Annotated in this window: 14 protein-coding genes; 4 read left to right on the top strand and 10 right to left on the bottom strand. The window is 65.5% G+C overall.

Annotated elements, in window-relative coordinates; translation table 11 throughout:
- Positions 1-55 precede the first annotated feature (55 nt).
- The 3 genes from GGD40_RS03290 to mltG form a co-directional block, all read right to left on the bottom strand.
- On the bottom strand, positions 56-1,090 hold the full coding sequence (locus GGD40_RS03290) for a DNA polymerase III subunit delta' (protein WP_179742777.1): 1,035 nt from the start codon (positions 1,088-1,090) through the stop codon (positions 56-58).
- Between the two features lie 94 nt (positions 1,091-1,184).
- Positions 1,185-1,805 carry a dTMP kinase gene (gene tmk / locus GGD40_RS03295; protein WP_179744866.1) on the bottom strand — a complete coding sequence of 207 codons (621 nt, stop codon included), beginning with the start codon at positions 1,803-1,805 and terminating at the stop codon, positions 1,185-1,187.
- Positions 1,805-2,815: an endolytic transglycosylase MltG gene (gene mltG / locus GGD40_RS03300; protein ID WP_179744867.1), complete on the bottom strand. Its 1,011-nt coding sequence runs from the start codon at positions 2,813-2,815 to the stop codon at positions 1,805-1,807. The genes tmk and mltG overlap by 1 nt, the downstream gene beginning before the upstream one ends.
- 78 nt (positions 2,816-2,893) lie before the next feature.
- Between mltG and ygfZ the strand changes: the two genes are divergently transcribed.
- Together ygfZ and GGD40_RS03310 are read left to right on the top strand one after the other, a co-directional pair.
- Complete coding sequence (gene ygfZ, locus GGD40_RS03305) at positions 2,894-3,973, top strand: CAF17-like 4Fe-4S cluster assembly/insertion protein YgfZ (RefSeq protein ID WP_179742778.1); 1,080 nt, start codon at positions 2,894-2,896, stop codon at positions 3,971-3,973.
- A 23-nt stretch (positions 3,974-3,996) separates the two neighbouring features.
- Complete coding sequence (locus GGD40_RS03310) at positions 3,997-4,845, top strand: NRDE family protein (protein WP_179742779.1); 849 nt, start codon at positions 3,997-3,999, stop codon at positions 4,843-4,845.
- A gap of 124 nt (positions 4,846-4,969) precedes the next feature.
- Here GGD40_RS03310 and GGD40_RS03315 read toward each other — a convergent pair whose 3' ends face one another.
- From GGD40_RS03315 to GGD40_RS03335, 5 genes are all read right to left on the bottom strand, one after another.
- Positions 4,970-5,929 (bottom strand): alpha/beta hydrolase, encoded by a 960-nt coding sequence (locus GGD40_RS03315; RefSeq protein ID WP_179742780.1) that lies wholly within the window; start codon positions 5,927-5,929, stop codon positions 4,970-4,972.
- A 106-nt stretch (positions 5,930-6,035) separates the two neighbouring features.
- On the bottom strand, positions 6,036-6,959 hold the full coding sequence (locus GGD40_RS03320; RefSeq protein WP_179742781.1) for an SDR family oxidoreductase: 924 nt from the start codon (positions 6,957-6,959) through the stop codon (positions 6,036-6,038).
- On the bottom strand, positions 6,929-7,978 hold the full coding sequence (locus GGD40_RS03325; RefSeq protein ID WP_179742782.1) for an NADP-dependent oxidoreductase: 1,050 nt from the start codon (positions 7,976-7,978) through the stop codon (positions 6,929-6,931). Before GGD40_RS03325 ends, GGD40_RS03320 begins: the two co-directional genes overlap by 31 nt.
- Positions 7,979-8,133: 155 nt before the next feature.
- The gene (locus GGD40_RS03330) at positions 8,134-8,619 is read right to left on the bottom strand and encodes a PaaI family thioesterase (protein ID WP_179704907.1); all 486 of its coding nucleotides are present in this window, start codon (positions 8,617-8,619) and stop codon (positions 8,134-8,136) included.
- 102 nt (positions 8,620-8,721) lie between these two features.
- Positions 8,722-10,236 carry an aminotransferase-like domain-containing protein gene (locus tag GGD40_RS03335; protein ID WP_179742783.1) on the bottom strand — a complete coding sequence of 505 codons (1,515 nt, stop codon included), beginning with the start codon at positions 10,234-10,236 and terminating at the stop codon, positions 8,722-8,724.
- Between the two features lie 178 nt (positions 10,237-10,414).
- Between GGD40_RS03335 and GGD40_RS03340 the strand changes: the two genes are divergently transcribed.
- Both GGD40_RS03340 and GGD40_RS03345 read left to right on the top strand, forming a co-directional pair.
- The gene (locus GGD40_RS03340) at positions 10,415-10,792 is read left to right on the top strand and encodes a hypothetical protein (RefSeq protein ID WP_179742784.1); all 378 of its coding nucleotides are present in this window, start codon (positions 10,415-10,417) and stop codon (positions 10,790-10,792) included.
- A gap of 70 nt (positions 10,793-10,862) precedes the next feature.
- Positions 10,863-11,366, top strand: a complete 504-nt coding sequence (locus tag GGD40_RS03345) for an LEA type 2 family protein (protein WP_179742785.1) — start codon at positions 10,863-10,865, stop codon at positions 11,364-11,366.
- Between the two features lie 41 nt (positions 11,367-11,407).
- Here the strand turns inward: GGD40_RS03345 and GGD40_RS03350 are convergent, their stop codons facing one another.
- Together GGD40_RS03350 and GGD40_RS03355 are read right to left on the bottom strand one after the other, a co-directional pair.
- Positions 11,408-12,586 (bottom strand): acetyl-CoA C-acyltransferase, encoded by a 1,179-nt coding sequence (locus tag GGD40_RS03350; RefSeq protein ID WP_179704919.1) that lies wholly within the window; start codon positions 12,584-12,586, stop codon positions 11,408-11,410.
- A gap of 96 nt (positions 12,587-12,682) precedes the next feature.
- The gene (locus GGD40_RS03355) at positions 12,683-14,767 is read right to left on the bottom strand and encodes a 3-hydroxyacyl-CoA dehydrogenase NAD-binding domain-containing protein (RefSeq protein ID WP_179704922.1); all 2,085 of its coding nucleotides are present in this window, start codon (positions 14,765-14,767) and stop codon (positions 12,683-12,685) included.
- Between the last annotated feature and the right edge of the window lie 36 nt (positions 14,768-14,803).

Raw genomic sequence — 14,803 nt, forward strand, 5'->3', positions numbered from 1 at the left:
AGGTCAGGGAGAAGACCCGAACGGACCCGGATGGGGCTTAAAAACCGCAGCGGCCCTACGCGAACAACTCGCGGTAGCCGAGAAACAGTTCTTCGAACACCAGCCGCGCATTCAGCGGATGGTTCTCGACCGCGCGTTGACGCGTCACCGTCCGCATGAAACGCGCGAACGCGCTGGCGTCCGCCTGCGACGCGCAGCGCGTCAACGCCGCCGAAGCCTGCGGAAAATAGCGTGGCGCGCCTGCAGTGCGCTGTGCCAGCAAATCGTACATCCAGCGTTGCAGCCAGCCGAGCACCAGCGGCACCGGCAGCTTTTGCAGCGCCTCGCCGCAGGCGAACGCGTCGCACGCGGCGCCGGCTGCCAGTTGCTTCAGGGTCCAGTCGCGCAGCGCACGATTCTCGTCGCTGGCGAGCGCAAGTGCCGCGAGCGGCGCGCCGCCGGCTTCGGCGAGCAGCGCGGGCGCGTCGGCCACGCCCTGCGCGGCCAGCCATTTCGCGGCCAGTTCCGGCGCGGGCACGCTCATCGGCCACTGGCGGCAACGGCTGATGATGGTGGGCAGCAGACGGTCGACGCGCGCCGATACCATCAGGAACACGACGCCCGCCGGCGGTTCTTCGAGCGTTTTCAGCAGCGCGTTGGCCGCGGCGATGTTCAGCGCTTCGGCCGGATACAGCACCACCACGCGCGCGCCGCCGCGGTGCGATCCCACGCCGACGAAGTCGAGCAAGCCGCGAATCTGCTCGATCTTGATTTCCTTGCTGGGCGCGCGGGTCTTTTTGCCTTCGTCGGCGTCGGCCTTGTCCGCTTTTTCGTCCGCGGCGCTGTTCAGGCCGGCTTCGGCGGCCAGCGCCTCGGGCACGACGATCCGGTAGTCCGGATGATTGCCCTGGGTGAACCAGTTGCAGGCCACGCAGGCGCCGCACGGTTCGCCGTTGGGCTGCTGCGCCTCGCACAGGAGCCCTTGCGCGAGATGCTGCGCGAAGCGCAGCTTGCCGATGCCGCCTTGTCCATGCAGCAACAACGCATGCGGCCAGTGGCCGCGCAATTGTTGCAGGCGGTTCCAGTCATCGGCTTGCCACGGATAAATCATCGTTTCTCTTTGAAATCAATCGGCTAGCGAAGCAAAGCGAGACACCGCTCGAACTTTGCTAACCGTTATAAACCAGGGTTATATTCTTTTAAAATCAAAGAACTGCAATCAACTCTTCAAGCTGTTTCTGAATACGCGTGATGGTCTGCGAAGAGTCAATGATAGCGAACCGGTACGGCGCTTCTTCCGCGCGGCGCAGATATTCGCTGCGGGTGCGGTTGAAGAACGCCGTCGATTCGCTCTCGAAACGGTCCGGGTCGCGCACCGCGCTGCGCCGTTCGTCGGCGACTTCCGGGTCGAGGTCGAACAGCACCGTCATATCCGGCTGAAAACCACCCTGCACCCAGCGCTCCAGCGTTTCCAGCTTGTCGCGCGGCAGCCCGCGGCCACCGCCTTGATAGGCAAAGGTCGCGTCGGTGAAACGGTCCGACAGCACCCAGTCGCCGCGCGCGAGCGCCGGCTCGATCACCTCGGCCAGATGCTGGCGACGCAGCGCGAACATCAGCAGCGCCTCGGTTTCGAGGTCCATCTTCTGATGCAGCACGATCTCGCGAATCTGCTCGCCGAGCGGCGTGCCGCCCGGTTCGCGCGTCATGACCACCGCGCGGCCCGTGCTCGCCACCTTGTGCTCGAGGCGCTCGCGGAACCAGCTCAGATGCGTGGTCTTGCCGGCGCCGTCTATGCCTTCAAACGTAATGAATTTGCCCCGCGCCATCATTGCCCTCGAATGTATTTGTCCACGGCCTTGTTGTGATCGCCGAGGTTGTCGGAAAAGATGCTGCTGCCGTCGCCGCGCGACACGAAATACAGCGCGGTGCTTTGCGCCGGGTTCATCGCCGCCTGCAGCGACGCGACACCGGGCAGCGAGATGGGCGTAGGCGGCAAACCCATCCGGGTGTAGGTATTGTAGGGAGTGTCCGTCTGCAGGTCTTTCTTGCGGATGTGCCCCGTGTAACTGTCGCCCATGCCGTAGATCACGGTCGGGTCGGTCTGCAACGGCATGCCCACCCGCAGACGGTTGGCGAACACCGCCGCCACCATCGGCCGGTCGGACGGCTTGCCGGTCTCCTTCTCAATGATCGACGCCATGGTCAGCGCGTCGTACGGCGTCTTGTACGGCAGATTCGGCGAGCGCGCGAGCCACGCTTCGTCGAGACGCTGGCGCATCAGGTGATACGCGCGACGGTACACGTCGAGGTCGCTGGTGTTCTTGTCGAACAGATAGGTGTCGGGGAAAAACAGCCCCTCGCCGTTACCGATCGACGCTTCCGGCGCACCGATCGCCGTCATCAGATCGGCGTCGCTCATGCCGGCCGTGTCGTGCTTGAGCGCCGGATTGGCGTCCAGTTCGGCGCGCATGCGCTTGAAGGTCCAGCCTTCGATAATGGTCGCCACGTATTCGTTGACGTCGCCGCGAGCGATCTTTTGCAGCACCTCGTACGGGCTCACGCCGGTCTTGAACTCGTAGTTGCCCGATTTCAGCTCGCTTTGCAGCCCCAGCAGCCGCGTCATGATGACGAACAGCTCCGGCTCGACCGGCACGCCGCCGCGATTCAGTTGCAAGGTGACGCTGCGCAGGCTGCTATGCGGTTTGACGGTGACGTCGAGTTGCGCGGGGTTCAGATCGAGCGGGCTGGTGGCCCAGTGATAGCCGGCTGCAACGGCGGCTACGGCCAGCACAACGACGATTGAGCCGGCGACGAAACATTTCTTCAGGAGGGACATGCCGAACGGGACAGGAGTGGACTGCATATAATACTTGTTTGCCTTAGCTAAAGTCAGAATTGACTGTTCTCCGAATCCATGAACACACCGCTCGCTACCGCTTCAGGCACTACCTCAGTCAACCCTTCCGCTGCTGCCGCCGCGCCGGCTTCGCCCGTCGCGCTGCCCATGCTGCCGCGTCCGTCCGCCGCTGAATTCGACGCCGTCGTCCAGCACGGCGCCTACATGCCGCTCACGCAGTTCGGCGTGATCGACACGATCGGCGACGACGCGGCGAGCTTCCTGCACGGCCAGCTCACCAACGACACCCAGCATCTCGACGCCGCCAACGCGCGGCTGGCCGGCTATTGCTCGGCCAAGGGCCGGCTGCTGGCGTCGTTCCTGACGTGGCGCAGCGGCGAGGCGATCCGCCTGCTGGTGTCGAAAGACGTGCAGGCGGCGGTGCAAAAACGGCTGTCGATGTTCGTACTGCGCGCCAAGGCCAAACTGGTGGACGCGAGCGGCGAAGTCGCGGTGGTCGGCCTCGCCGGCGACGTGCGCCACGCGCTGTCGGGCGTGTTCGACGCGCTGCCGGACGGCGTGCATGTGAAGGTGGACGGCCCGGCGGGCTCGCTGATCCGCGTGCCGGACGCGCTCGACCGGCTGCGTTATCTGTGGATCGGCCCGAAGGCGCAGATCGAAGCGCATCTGCCGGCATTGGACGACACGCTCAAACGCGTGTCGCCAGCGGTGTGGGACTGGCTCGACATTCGCGCCGGCGAGCCGCGCATCACCCAGCCGGTGGTTGAACAGTTCGTGCCGCAAATGGTCAATTTCGACGTGCTCGGCGCGGTGAACTTCCGCAAAGGCTGCTATCCGGGTCAGGAAGTGGTGGCGCGCAGCCAGTATCGCGGCACGATCAAGCGGCGCACGTCGCTGGCAAATGTGGCCGGTGAACTGGACACGGTCAAGGCGGGCACGGAGCTGTTTCATTCGGACGATCCCGGTCAGCCGTGTGGGATGGTGGTGAACGCGGCGTCGGCGCCGGAAGGCGGGGTCGATCTGCTGGTGGAAATTAAGCTCGCCGCGCTGGAAAACGGCTCGGTACATCTGGGCGCGGCGGAGGGTGCGGGGTTGCGGTTTCTTGCGCTGCCGTATGGGTTGCCGACTGAAGTTTGAGCGGCAAAGGAGACCCTCCCCCGATGTGCCTGATCGTCTTCGACTGGCGACCCGATGCGGTCGACGGCCCGCTCTTCACGCTCGCCGCGAACCGCGACGAATTCTTTCGCCGCACCGCCGAACCGGTCGGTTGGTGGCACGACGCGCCGGCCGTGCTGGCCGGCCGCGATCTGGTAGGCGGCGGCACGTGGCTCGGCGTGTCGCGCGACGGCCGTTTCGCCGCGCTGACCAATTACCGCGCGCCGCATGAAATGCGCGCCGACGCGCCGACCCGCGGCACGCTCGTCAGCGACTGGCTGAGCGGCGCCGCGCGCGACGCGCAGGGTCAGCCGCACACAACGCCGCTCGCCTATCTGCGCCACGTCGCACAAACCGGCGACATCTATAACGGCTTCAATCTGCTGGTGGGCGACTGGACGCGCCGGGAACTCGGCTGGTACTGCAACCGTTCGTCGCTCGCGCCCGCGCTGCTCGCAGCGGGCACGCACGGCATTTCGAACGCGGTGCTCGATACCGCGTGGCCGAAGCTCGTCAACAAGCGCGCCGAACTGGGCGCCCTGCTCGCACGCCCGACCCTGCCGCCGCTCGAACGGCTGATCGATCTGATGCGCGACCCGCGCCTCGCACGCGACGACGAATTGCCGTCCACCGGCATTCCGCTGGAACGCGAACGGGCGTTGTCGGCGGCGTTTATCGAAACGCCGGAATACGGCACGCGCGGCACGACTGCGTTGCGCGTGGCCGCGCATGGCGACGTGATCAGCGTGGCCGTGGCCGAGCGCAGCGACGATAACGGCTCGCACCGGATCGTGCGGCCCGGCGACTTCGAGCGCAGCTTCGCGTTCAATATCGAACGTGAGATTGCTGGATAAGCGGTCTGACGGCTCGCTTGTTGCAAGCAGAGCAGTCGAGCAGTCGAGCGAACTGCAATCTGATTGGCGACACTGCTAGTCCACATCGCCGAACCAGGCCACACCCCGCAGCCACACCCCACCGCTACTCGATGCCGAACGCCCCGCGCAATGCCGCCGCGGCGTCCGCATGCGCTTGCGCCACATCCGGCACGAAACCGCCCATCTTAAAGAACTCGTGGATCATGCCCGGGTAGCGTCGCAACATGACCAGGTTGTCCGCTGCGCGTAACTTTTCCGCGTAGGCGTCGCCCTCATCGCTCAACGGATCGTATTCGGCGGTCGCGATCCAGGCCGGCGCGAGGCCGCTGAAAGCGGGCGCGCCGCGTTGGCCGTCGAGCGGTGCGAAACGCCAGTCGTCGCGATCGCTTGCATCGCGCACGTAGTGATCGAAAAACCATTGAATCGTCTCGCCCGACAGCAGGAACCCGTCGGCCAGACGCGCATGCGATTCCGTTTGCTGATGGCCGCTCGTGCCGGGGTAGATCAGCAATTGCAGCGCGAGCTCGATATCCGCGTCGCACGCGAGCACCGCGCAAACCGTCGCCAGCGTGCCGCCCGCGCTATCGCCGCCCACCGCCAGGCGGTTTTCGTCGATGCCGTATTCCGCCGCGTGCGTGTGCAGCCAGCGCAACGCGTCGAACGCGTCATCGACCGCGGTAGGAAATTTGTGCTCGGGCGCGAGACGGTAATCCACCGACAACACCGCGCAGTGGCCGTCGCGCGCAAACATCCGGCATAGCGCGTCGTGCGTGTCGACGCTGCCCACCGTGAAACCGCCGCCGTGGTAATACACCAGCGCCGGAACCGGCTCAGCCCAGCCCGGTTCGACCGGAAAATAAAGACGCGCGCGAATCGTCGCGCCGTCGCGCGTGGGCACGCGCAGATCGTCGACGGAGAACATCGGCGCGCTGGCGACCTCCAGGATCGGCGCGCTTTTTTCGTACGACGCGCGCGCCTGTTGCGCAGTCATTTCATGAAACTGCGGACGTTTGGCCCGCGAGATCATGTCGAGCACCTGCTCGATCTTCGGATTCAGCGGCATGGTGCGTCTAAAGGCGCAAACGCGCCAAAAAAGTAGAAAAGAACCGGCGAACCTCGCATCGCAACACGTCACAACGCAGTAACTCGCCGGTCGTGCTGGCGAACCCCTAACCCGCGTTCTTCACTTCGGGCTTCAACGACATCGGATCGGTCGGATTGCGCAAGTGCTCGATATCCTCATGACGCAGTTCCACCGTCGCCATGATGCCCGGGTGCGTGATGATGTAGAAACGCCGTGCGGCGATCGCTTCGAAGGTGATATCGGCGACGTCGGCGGCGCTCAGCTTGCCCGACTGCACCGCGCGATGCAGTTGCTTGCCGGCGGCGATCTGCGAGCGGGTCGGGCCGCTGTCGTTGCGCAGCGTTGCGGGGCGCGCGCGTTCGGCGTTGGCGATACCGGTCGGCACGAAGGCCGGGCACAACAGCGAACAGCCCACCAGAGCACCGGCCGCACCGGCACCTTGCCCCGCTTCTGCCGCTTGCGTCACCTGAGCCGCCTGCGCCAGTTGCAGGTCGTGATACAGCGTCTCGGTGAGCGACACCACCGCATGCTTCGACGCGTTGTAGATGCCCATTGCGGGCGGCGACAGCAAGCCCGCCACGGACGCCGTATTGACGATATGCGCCGGCTCGTTCTGCGCCAGCATGATCGGCGTAAAGACGCGCACGCCGTGCGCGACGCCCATCACGTTGACGCCGAACACCCACGACCAGTCGTTCACCGAGCTTTCCCACAGGAAGCCGCCCGAGCCCACGCCCGCGTTGTTGAACAGCAGATGCACCTTGCCGAACGCGTCGAGCGCCGCCTGCGCGAGCGCTTCGATCTGGGCCGCGCTGGCGACGTCGGTCGGTACGCCGATCGCGTCGGCGCCGCCGGCGCGCAACGCGTCGACGGTCAGCGCGAGCGCCTCGGGATTCACGTCGGCTAGCACGAGATTCATGCCGAGCGCCGCGCCCTTGTCGGCGAACGCACGGCCGAAGCCGCTCGCCGCGCCGGTGATCACCGCCACCTTGCCTGTGAATTCGAACATCGTGCGACTCCCTGGTTGGCACAGATCAGCTTGACGAGCTGCTTGCCGAAATTCTTGCCCTTGAGCAGCCCCATGAATGCCTCGGGCGCCGCGTCCAGACCTTGAGCGATGGTCTCGCGATATTGCAGCTTGTTCTGCGCGACCAGCGTGCCGAGTTGCTTCAGCGCTTCCGGCCACACTTCCATATGCTCGCTGACGATAAAGCCTTGCACCAGCAAACGCTGCGTGAGCATCAGCGAAGGATGCTTGAGCGGCAGCGGCTGGCCGTCGTAGCCCGCGATAAACCCACACAGCGCGATCCGGCCGAACGCGTTCATGCGCGCCAGCGTCACGTCAAGCACTTCACCGCCGACGTTCTCGAAGTAGCCGTCCACGCCATCCGGCGTCACCGCCTTGAGGTCCTTGTACAGATTGCCGGCCTTGTAGTCGACGCAGGCATCGAAGCCGAGCGTCTCGACCACATAGCGGCACTTGTCCGCGCCGCCCGCAATGCCGACCGCGCGCGCGCCGGCCAGCTTCGCCAGTTGCCCGACCACGCTGCCCACCGCGCCGCTCGCCGCGCTGACCACCACGGTCTCGCCCGCCTTCGGCGCGATGATGCGGTTCAGCCCGTACCACGCGGTGACGCCGGGCATACCGACCGGTCCGAGATAGGCCGACAGCGGCACATGCGTGTCGTCCACTTTCTGCACGCCCGCGCCGTTCGAGACGCCGTATTCCTGCCAGCCGAACATTGCGACGACCTTGTCGCCTACCGCGAATTTCGGGTTCTTCGATTCCACCACTTCACCGACCGTGCCGCCGATCATCACTTCGTCCAGCGGCTGCGGCGCCGCGTACGACTTGCTGTCGTTCATGCGGCCGCGCATGTACGGATCGAGCGACAGAAAGTGATTGCGCACGCGCAATTCGCCATCGGCGAGCGGTGCGAGCGGCGTTTCGACGAGCCTGAAATTGTCCGGCGTGACAGCGCCTTGCGGGCGCGAAGCCAGCACGAGTTGACGGTTGATCTGGGGCATGACGTTCGTCTCCATGAGTTGCCGGTTTGATCGGCGAGTAATCTGAAACGGGGTGCAGTCGTGAGAAGCAAAAGCGGCGCGCACGGTGTTGGGACAGCACACGCGCACACGCAGGCACGCACGCACGCTCGCGGCCAGCGCGCCGCAGCAGGCCATCAACCGTCGCTCGGACCGGGTTTCGCCGACGGGTCGCTGCGCAAACGCTGCTGCGTCACATCGCGGCCCACCGCGAGGCGCCGCATGTATTTGAATGTGCCGAGCGCCTTGGCGACGAAGTGGCCTTCGCTGTCGCGAATCTCGCCTTCGCAAAAGGCCATGGTAGTCGAGCGGTGCAGCACGCGACCGGTCGCGCGCAACTCGCCGCGGCCCGGTTGCATGAAGTTGACTTTCATTTCGACGGTAACCACGCCGACGCCGTCGCCGGCGAGACTGCGCGCGGCCATGGCTAGCGCCACATCGGCGAGCGTCATCGTGACGCCGCCGTGCGCGACGTCCCAGGTGTTCATGTGATCGGGCTGCAGCGGCAGCACGACTTCGCTGGCGCCGTCCGCCGCGGACACGAGCTGCGCGCCGAGCCGGTCGACGAACGGGCTCTCGGGCAAAGTCGCGCTATTGGCTTGGGATGAAGATGAATCGGTCATTGCGGTTATCTGAATTCGTGCTCGACGCGTGATGAATAACGACGCGATACGGGTCAAGCGGGTTGTGCGGGTTCGGCGCCTGGCAGCAGGAAATGATACCCGCTATGGCGTTTTCGCATGCGCGGCCATCCGCGTGGCGAGTCGGCCGAGCTTGCGCACCGCCTCGTCGGCCAGTTCGATATCCGTGCTCGGACAACTCAGGCGAATGAAATGATCGAAGCGTCCCGCGTTCGAATACACCGTGCCGGGCATCACGCGAATGCCATCGAGCAATGCGGCCTCGAAGAACGCCGACGACGACACCTCGCGCGGCAGCTCGATCCAGAAAAACATCCCGCCGCCCGGCGGCGTGAAACGCGTGCCGTCCGGAAACGACGCGGCAATCGCCGCCGCCATCCGCTCGCGCTGAATCCGCAGCCGGTCACGCAAGCGCCGCAAATGCCGCTCATACGCGCTGGTTTCCAGAAATTCGGCGAGCACGACCTGCGCCAACGGCTCGTTATGGCGCGACTGCGCGAACTTCAGCATGCCGACGCGCGCATGCCAGCGGCCGCCGTTGATCCAGCCGACCCGCAGGCCGGGCGCCAGCGTCTTGTTGAACGACGTGCAGTGGATCACGGTGCCATCGGTGTCCCAGGCCTTGAGCGAGCGAGGCGACGACGCCGCGTCGACGAGTTCGCGATACGGATCGTCCTCGATCAGCGCAATGCCGGCCTGCGAGCACAGTTCGACCAGCCTGGCCTTGTGCGCGTCGGGCATCACGCTGCCGAGCGGGTTCTGCAGGTGCGGCACGACCACCACGGCCTTGATGTCGGGATGCGTTTGCAGCGCGAACGCCAGCGCTTCGACGGCAAGACCGGTGCTCGGACTGGCGGGAATTTCGAGCGCGCGCAAACCGAGGCTTTCCAGTGCCTGCAGCAGGCCGAAAAAACACGGCGACTCGACCGCGACGGTGTCTCCCGGTTGAGTCACGGCGCGCAACGCGAGGTTCATGGCTTCGATACCGCCGTGGGTCATGATGACGTCGTCCGCGCCGATCTGGATACCGGCCTCGAGCACGCGCCGCGCGATCACCGCGCGCAACGCCGGGTCGCCATGATCGTGGCCGGCGGCGGTCAGCAAGGTGGGCTGCCGGCGCAACGCGCGCAGCGCGGTTTTCTGCAACGCCGCGGTCGGATAGAGATCGGGCGACGCGGTCGAGCCGCCCAGATTCAGCGCGTCCGGATAGCGCCGGTAGGTCGACACGATCGCCGAAATCGTCGAGTGAATCCCGACGAATTGCGCGGCGCCCGGCTGCAAGGCGAGATCCGCCGCGTCCGGTTCGGCGGCGGCCGGCAACGCGGCGGCTGGCGGGACCCGCACGAAATAACCGGCGCGCGGCCGGGCGTCGATCAGCGCGGCGCGTTCGAGCACGCGGTAGCTTTCGGTCGCCGTCGCGAGACTCACGCTGTGGCGCTGCATGAATGCGCGCATCGACGGCATGCGGTCGCCCGGGCGCAGCACGCCGTTGCCGATAGCACGGCGGTATTGATCGGCCAGTTGCCGGTAAAGCGGCCGGCTGTCCGCGGCGCGCTCCGCCGACCGCGGGCTGTCTTGCAGGGAAGTGGTCTGTGTCATGCGACGATGGTGCGGACTGTTCGCGTGCTGCAACAGATACACATCGGCGCCATTCGGACCGATACAGCACGCTGAAAGGCTGCACTGTACCGGTTCAGATAGTCGGGCATTGCGGCTGTTTTCACGTCGACGGACTCCCTAAGCTGTGTGGCATGAAAACGGTTTAAAGGAATCGCTCATGTCGCTCCGTCAACCCCACGCCTTCCCTTCTCGCGACGCCGCGCCCTCGCGCCTGCCTGCCGGTCAACTGGCCCTGCACGACCTGCGTGCGCACACCGCGATCGTGGCGGTGGAAGGCGCGCTGCAACTGCAGTTGCGCGACCACTCGCTGGCCTGGCTCGGCAACGCCGTGCCCGTCACCACGATCACCTTGCAGGAAGGCGAATGTTTCGTGACGCCGCAACGCGGCGTCGTGTCGATCAGCGCGGTTCAGGGACAAGCTGCAGCGTTCGTGTTGCAGCGCGCCCCTTTGCAAAACGACCTGTACGGCCTGATTCGCCAGGCTCAGCAATCGCTGGCCGGGCTCGTCAAAACCTGGTGGCGACGCGCCGCCTGACCCGCGCCGGCCGGCTCATCGTTGCCCAGTACAATGCATGATCCAACCCGCTTCCTTCGAGGTGCCGGTCATGTCCTTTCTTCGCGCGTTGCTGTCCAGCCGTCTCGTTCGTCTGACCGCCCTCGGCGCCGTCGTCACGCTGACGCTCAACGGTTGCGCCAGCCTGTTCGGCGGCGACCCGTTGCGCGTGAACGTGGCCGGCATCGAGCCGATCGACAGCCAGGGACTCGAATTGCGCTTCAACGTCAAACTGCGGGTGCAGAACCCCAATGAATCGGCGGTGAGCTTCGACGGCGTCTCGCTCGCGCTCGAACTGAACGGCAAGCCGTTCGCCAGCGGCGTCAGCGATCAGGGCGGCACCGTGCCGCGCTACGGCGAAACGGTCGTCAATGTGCCGCTGACCGTGCCGGCCTTCGCCGCCGTGCGCCAGGCCTTCGCGTTCGCGGGCGTCGCGCAGTCGGGGCAGATTCCCTACCTGCTGCGCGGCAAGCTCGCGGGCGGCTTGATGAGCACGACACGTTTCGTCGATCAAGGGACCTTGAGCCTGCCGGCGCTCGGCATGGCGATGCCTTAAGGCTGACAGACAGGGCTGAAAAACAGGACTGAAAGACAGCCTCACACCACTTCGAACAACCCCGCCGCGCCCTGGCCGCCGCCGATACACATCGTCACGACCACCAGCTTCGCGCCGCGCCGCTTGCCTTCGATCAGCGCATGGCCAGTCAGCCGCGCGCCCGACACACCGTACGGATGGCCGACCGCGATCGCGCCGCCGTTCACGTTCAGGCGGTCGTGCGGAATGCCGAGCTTGTCGGCGCAATACAGCACCTGCACCGCGAACGCCTCGTTCAGCTCCCACAGGTCGATGTCCTCGACCTTCAGGCCAGCCTGCTTGAGCAGCTTCGGCACCGCGAACACCGGTCCGATGCCCATCTCGTCCGGCTCGCAACCGGCCACCGCGAAGCCGCGGAAAATCCCCAGCGGCTGCAGGCCTTCACGCTCCGCGACCTTCGCGTTCATCACCACGCAGGCCGACGCGCCGTCCGAAAACTGGCTCGCGTTGCCCGCCGTCACGACGCCACCCGGCATCGCGGTACGGATCTTCGACACGCCTTCGAGCGTGGTGTCGGCGCGAATGCCTTCGTCGCTGCTGACGGTGACTTCTTTCGTGAACAGCCGGCCGCTCGCTTTATCGGCGACACCGGCCAGCACCGTCAACGGCACGATCTCGTCCTTGAACTTGCCGGCTTCGAGCGCGGCCGCGGCGCGTTGCTGCGAGCGCACGCCGTATTCGTCCTGACGTTCCTTCGAAATCGAATAGCGCTTGGCGACGTTTTCCGCGGTCTGCAGCATCGACCAGTAGATTTCCGGCTTGTGCTGGCTGAGCCAGCCTTCGGTCATCATGTGGCGGTTCATCTCGTTCTGCACGCACGAGATCGATTCCACCCCGCCCGCGACGAACACATCGCCTTCACCGGCGATCACGCGTTGCGCGGCAAGCGCGATGGTCTGCAAGCCCGACGAGCAGAAGCGGTTCACCGTCATGCCCGGCACGCTGACCGGCAGGCCGCCGCGCAGTGCGATCTGCCGCGCGATGTTCATGCCCGTCGCGCCTTCCGGATTGGCGCAGCCCATGATCACGTCTTCGACGCGTGCCGGATCGAGCTTCGCGCGCTCGACCGCGGCCTGCGTCACGTGGCCGCCGAGCGTCGCGCCGTGCGTCATGTTGAAACCGCCGCGCCAGGATTTGGCGAGGCCCGTGCGGGCGGTCGATACGATTACGGCGTCAGTCATGTATGTCTCCTTCCAGATGTCGAGGGTGGCGCGCCGGCGTTTCGCCGTGCGGCGGATTGGCCGGCACGCGCCACCTGAGGCGTTTCAGTCGAGTGTTCAGCCGTTGAACCCGCGACCCTTGGCCGCCAGTTCCGCGATGCTCGGCGCGAGTTGCCACGCGTCGCCGTTCGGCCGCGCCGCATAGCGGCGAATCGCGCGCTCGACGTTGTAGAGCCCGACGGTATCCGCGTACAGCATCGGACCGCCGCGATACAGCGGAAAGCCGTAGCCGGTCAGATAGACCATGTCGATATCCGACGCCTTCGACGCAATGCCTTCCTCGAGAATCTTCGCGCCTTCATTAACGAGCGCGAACACGAGACGTTCGACGATTTCCTCGTCGCTGATCTTGCGGCGCTCGGCGTTGGCTTCCTTCGAGAACGCGCCGATCATCTCGTCGACCACCTTCGACGGGTACGCCGTGCGGTCGCCCGCCTTGTAGTCGTACCAGCCGCCGCCGGTCTTCTGGCCGAAGCGCCCGGTCTCGCACAGACGATCGGCGATCTTCGAATAGTGCATGTCAGGATGCTCCTGATAGCGGCGCTTGCGGATCGCCCAGCCGATGTCGTTGCCGGCCAGATCGCTCATGCGGAACGGGCCCATCGCGAAGCCGAACTTCTCGATGGCTTTGTCGACTTGCGCGGGCAGCGCGCCTTCTTCGAGCATGAAGAGCGCCTGACGGATGTACTGCTCAATCATCCGGTTGCCGATAAAGCCGTCGCAGACGCCCGAGACCACTGCGGTCTTTTTGATCTTCTTCGCGAGCTTCATGACGGTGGCGAGCACGTCTTTCGCCGTGTCCTTGCCGCGCACCACTTCGAGCAGCTTCATCACGTTGGCCGGGCTGAAGAAGTGCATGCCGACCACGTCCTGCGGACGCTTCGTGAAGGCGGCGATCTTGTCGACGTCCAGCGTCGACGTGTTCGACGCCAGAATCGCACCGGGCTTCGCGACTTCGTCGAGACGCTTGAATACCTGCTCTTTCACGCCGAGTTCTTCGAACACGGCTTCGACGATCAGATCGGCGTGTTTGAGGTCGTCGTAGGACAGCGTGGGGGTGATCAACGCCATGCGCTGTTCAAGCGCCTCGGGCTTGAGCTTGCCCTTCTTGACGGTGGCTTCGTAGTTCTTGCGGATCGTCGCGACGCCGCGATCGAGCGCTTCCTGTTTGGTTTCCAGCAGCGTGACCGGAATGCCCGCGTTGATGAAGTTCATCGCGATGCCGCCGCCCATCGTGCCCGCGCCGATCACCGCCACCTGGGCGATGTCGCGCACCGGCGTATCGGCCGGCACATCGGGAATCTTGCTGGCTGCGCGTTCGCCGAAGAACGCATGACGCAGCGCGTGACTCTCGGGTGTCTGCACCAGCGCGACGAAGCATTCGCGTTCGAACGCGAGGCCCTTGTCGAAACCGTTCTGCACGCCCGCTTCCACCGCGTCGATGCATTTCAGCGGCGCGGGGAAATGCTTCGCCATCGCCGAGACGGTGTTGCGCGTGAACTGGATGAAACCGGCCGCGTTCGGATGCTCGATCTTGCGATCGCGCACGCGCGGATGCGGGCCTTCTTTCGCGCCGACCTTGCGGGCGAACGCGAGCGCCGCTTCGGCCAGATCGCCTTGCACGACTTCGTCGAACAGACCCGACTCGGCCAGCTTCTCGGACAGGACCGGCGCGCCGGACACGATCATGTTGAGTGACGCTTCGAGGCCGATGGCACGCGGCAGACGCTGCGTGCCGCCCGCGCCCGGCAGAATGCCGAGCTTCACTTCCGGCAGCGCGATCTGCGCGCCGGGCGCCGCGATGCGGTAATGCGCGCCGAGCGCCAATTCCAGACCGCCGCCCATTGCAACGCTGTGAATCGCCGCGATCACCGGCTTCGCGCTGCTTTCGACCACCTTGATGACGGTGGCGAGCGTCGGCTCCTGGGTCGCTTTCGGCGTGTTGAATTCGGTGATGTCGGCGCCGCCCGAAAAGGCTTTGCCCGCGCCCGTCAGCACGATGGCCTTGATGGCCGGATCGCTCTGCGCGCGCTCGATTCCTTCGACGATGCCGGCTCGCGTCGACAGGCCGAGGCCGTTCACGGGAGGATTGTTCAGCGTGATGACGGCCACGCCGTCATGAGTTGTGTAGTCCACTGCCATCTCTGCCTGCCTCCATGCGATTCATGCCATGTTGCG

This window comes from Paraburkholderia bryophila (genome assembly GCF_013409255.1).
Taxonomy (GTDB): domain Bacteria; phylum Pseudomonadota; class Gammaproteobacteria; order Burkholderiales; family Burkholderiaceae; genus Paraburkholderia.

Excerpts from the sequence above, each read along its gene's own strand:
- GGD40_RS03290 (WP_179742777.1), bottom strand. The coding sequence starts at position 1,090 with ATGATTTATCCGTGGCAAGCCGATGACTGGAACCGCCTGCAACAATTG.
- tmk (WP_179744866.1), bottom strand. The coding sequence starts at position 1,805 with ATGGCGCGGGGCAAATTCATTACGTTTGAAGGCATAGACGGCGCCGGC.
- mltG (WP_179744867.1), bottom strand. The coding sequence starts at position 2,815 with ATGTCCCTCCTGAAGAAATGTTTCGTCGCCGGCTCAATCGTCGTTGTG.
- ygfZ (WP_179742778.1), top strand. The coding sequence starts at position 2,894 with ATGAACACACCGCTCGCTACCGCTTCAGGCACTACCTCAGTCAACCCT.
- GGD40_RS03310 (WP_179742779.1), top strand. The coding sequence starts at position 3,997 with ATGTGCCTGATCGTCTTCGACTGGCGACCCGATGCGGTCGACGGCCCG.
- GGD40_RS03315 (WP_179742780.1), bottom strand. The coding sequence starts at position 5,929 with ATGCCGCTGAATCCGAAGATCGAGCAGGTGCTCGACATGATCTCGCGG.
- GGD40_RS03320 (WP_179742781.1), bottom strand. The coding sequence starts at position 6,959 with ATGTTCGAATTCACAGGCAAGGTGGCGGTGATCACCGGCGCGGCGAGC.
- GGD40_RS03325 (WP_179742782.1), bottom strand. The coding sequence starts at position 7,978 with ATGCCCCAGATCAACCGTCAACTCGTGCTGGCTTCGCGCCCGCAAGGC.
- GGD40_RS03330 (WP_179704907.1), bottom strand. The coding sequence starts at position 8,619 with ATGACCGATTCATCTTCATCCCAAGCCAATAGCGCGACTTTGCCCGAG.
- GGD40_RS03335 (WP_179742783.1), bottom strand. The coding sequence starts at position 10,236 with ATGACACAGACCACTTCCCTGCAAGACAGCCCGCGGTCGGCGGAGCGC.
- GGD40_RS03340 (WP_179742784.1), top strand. The coding sequence starts at position 10,415 with ATGTCGCTCCGTCAACCCCACGCCTTCCCTTCTCGCGACGCCGCGCCC.
- GGD40_RS03345 (WP_179742785.1), top strand. The coding sequence starts at position 10,863 with ATGTCCTTTCTTCGCGCGTTGCTGTCCAGCCGTCTCGTTCGTCTGACC.
- GGD40_RS03350 (WP_179704919.1), bottom strand. The coding sequence starts at position 12,586 with ATGACTGACGCCGTAATCGTATCGACCGCCCGCACGGGCCTCGCCAAA.
- GGD40_RS03355 (WP_179704922.1), bottom strand. The coding sequence starts at position 14,767 with ATGGCAGTGGACTACACAACTCATGACGGCGTGGCCGTCATCACGCTG.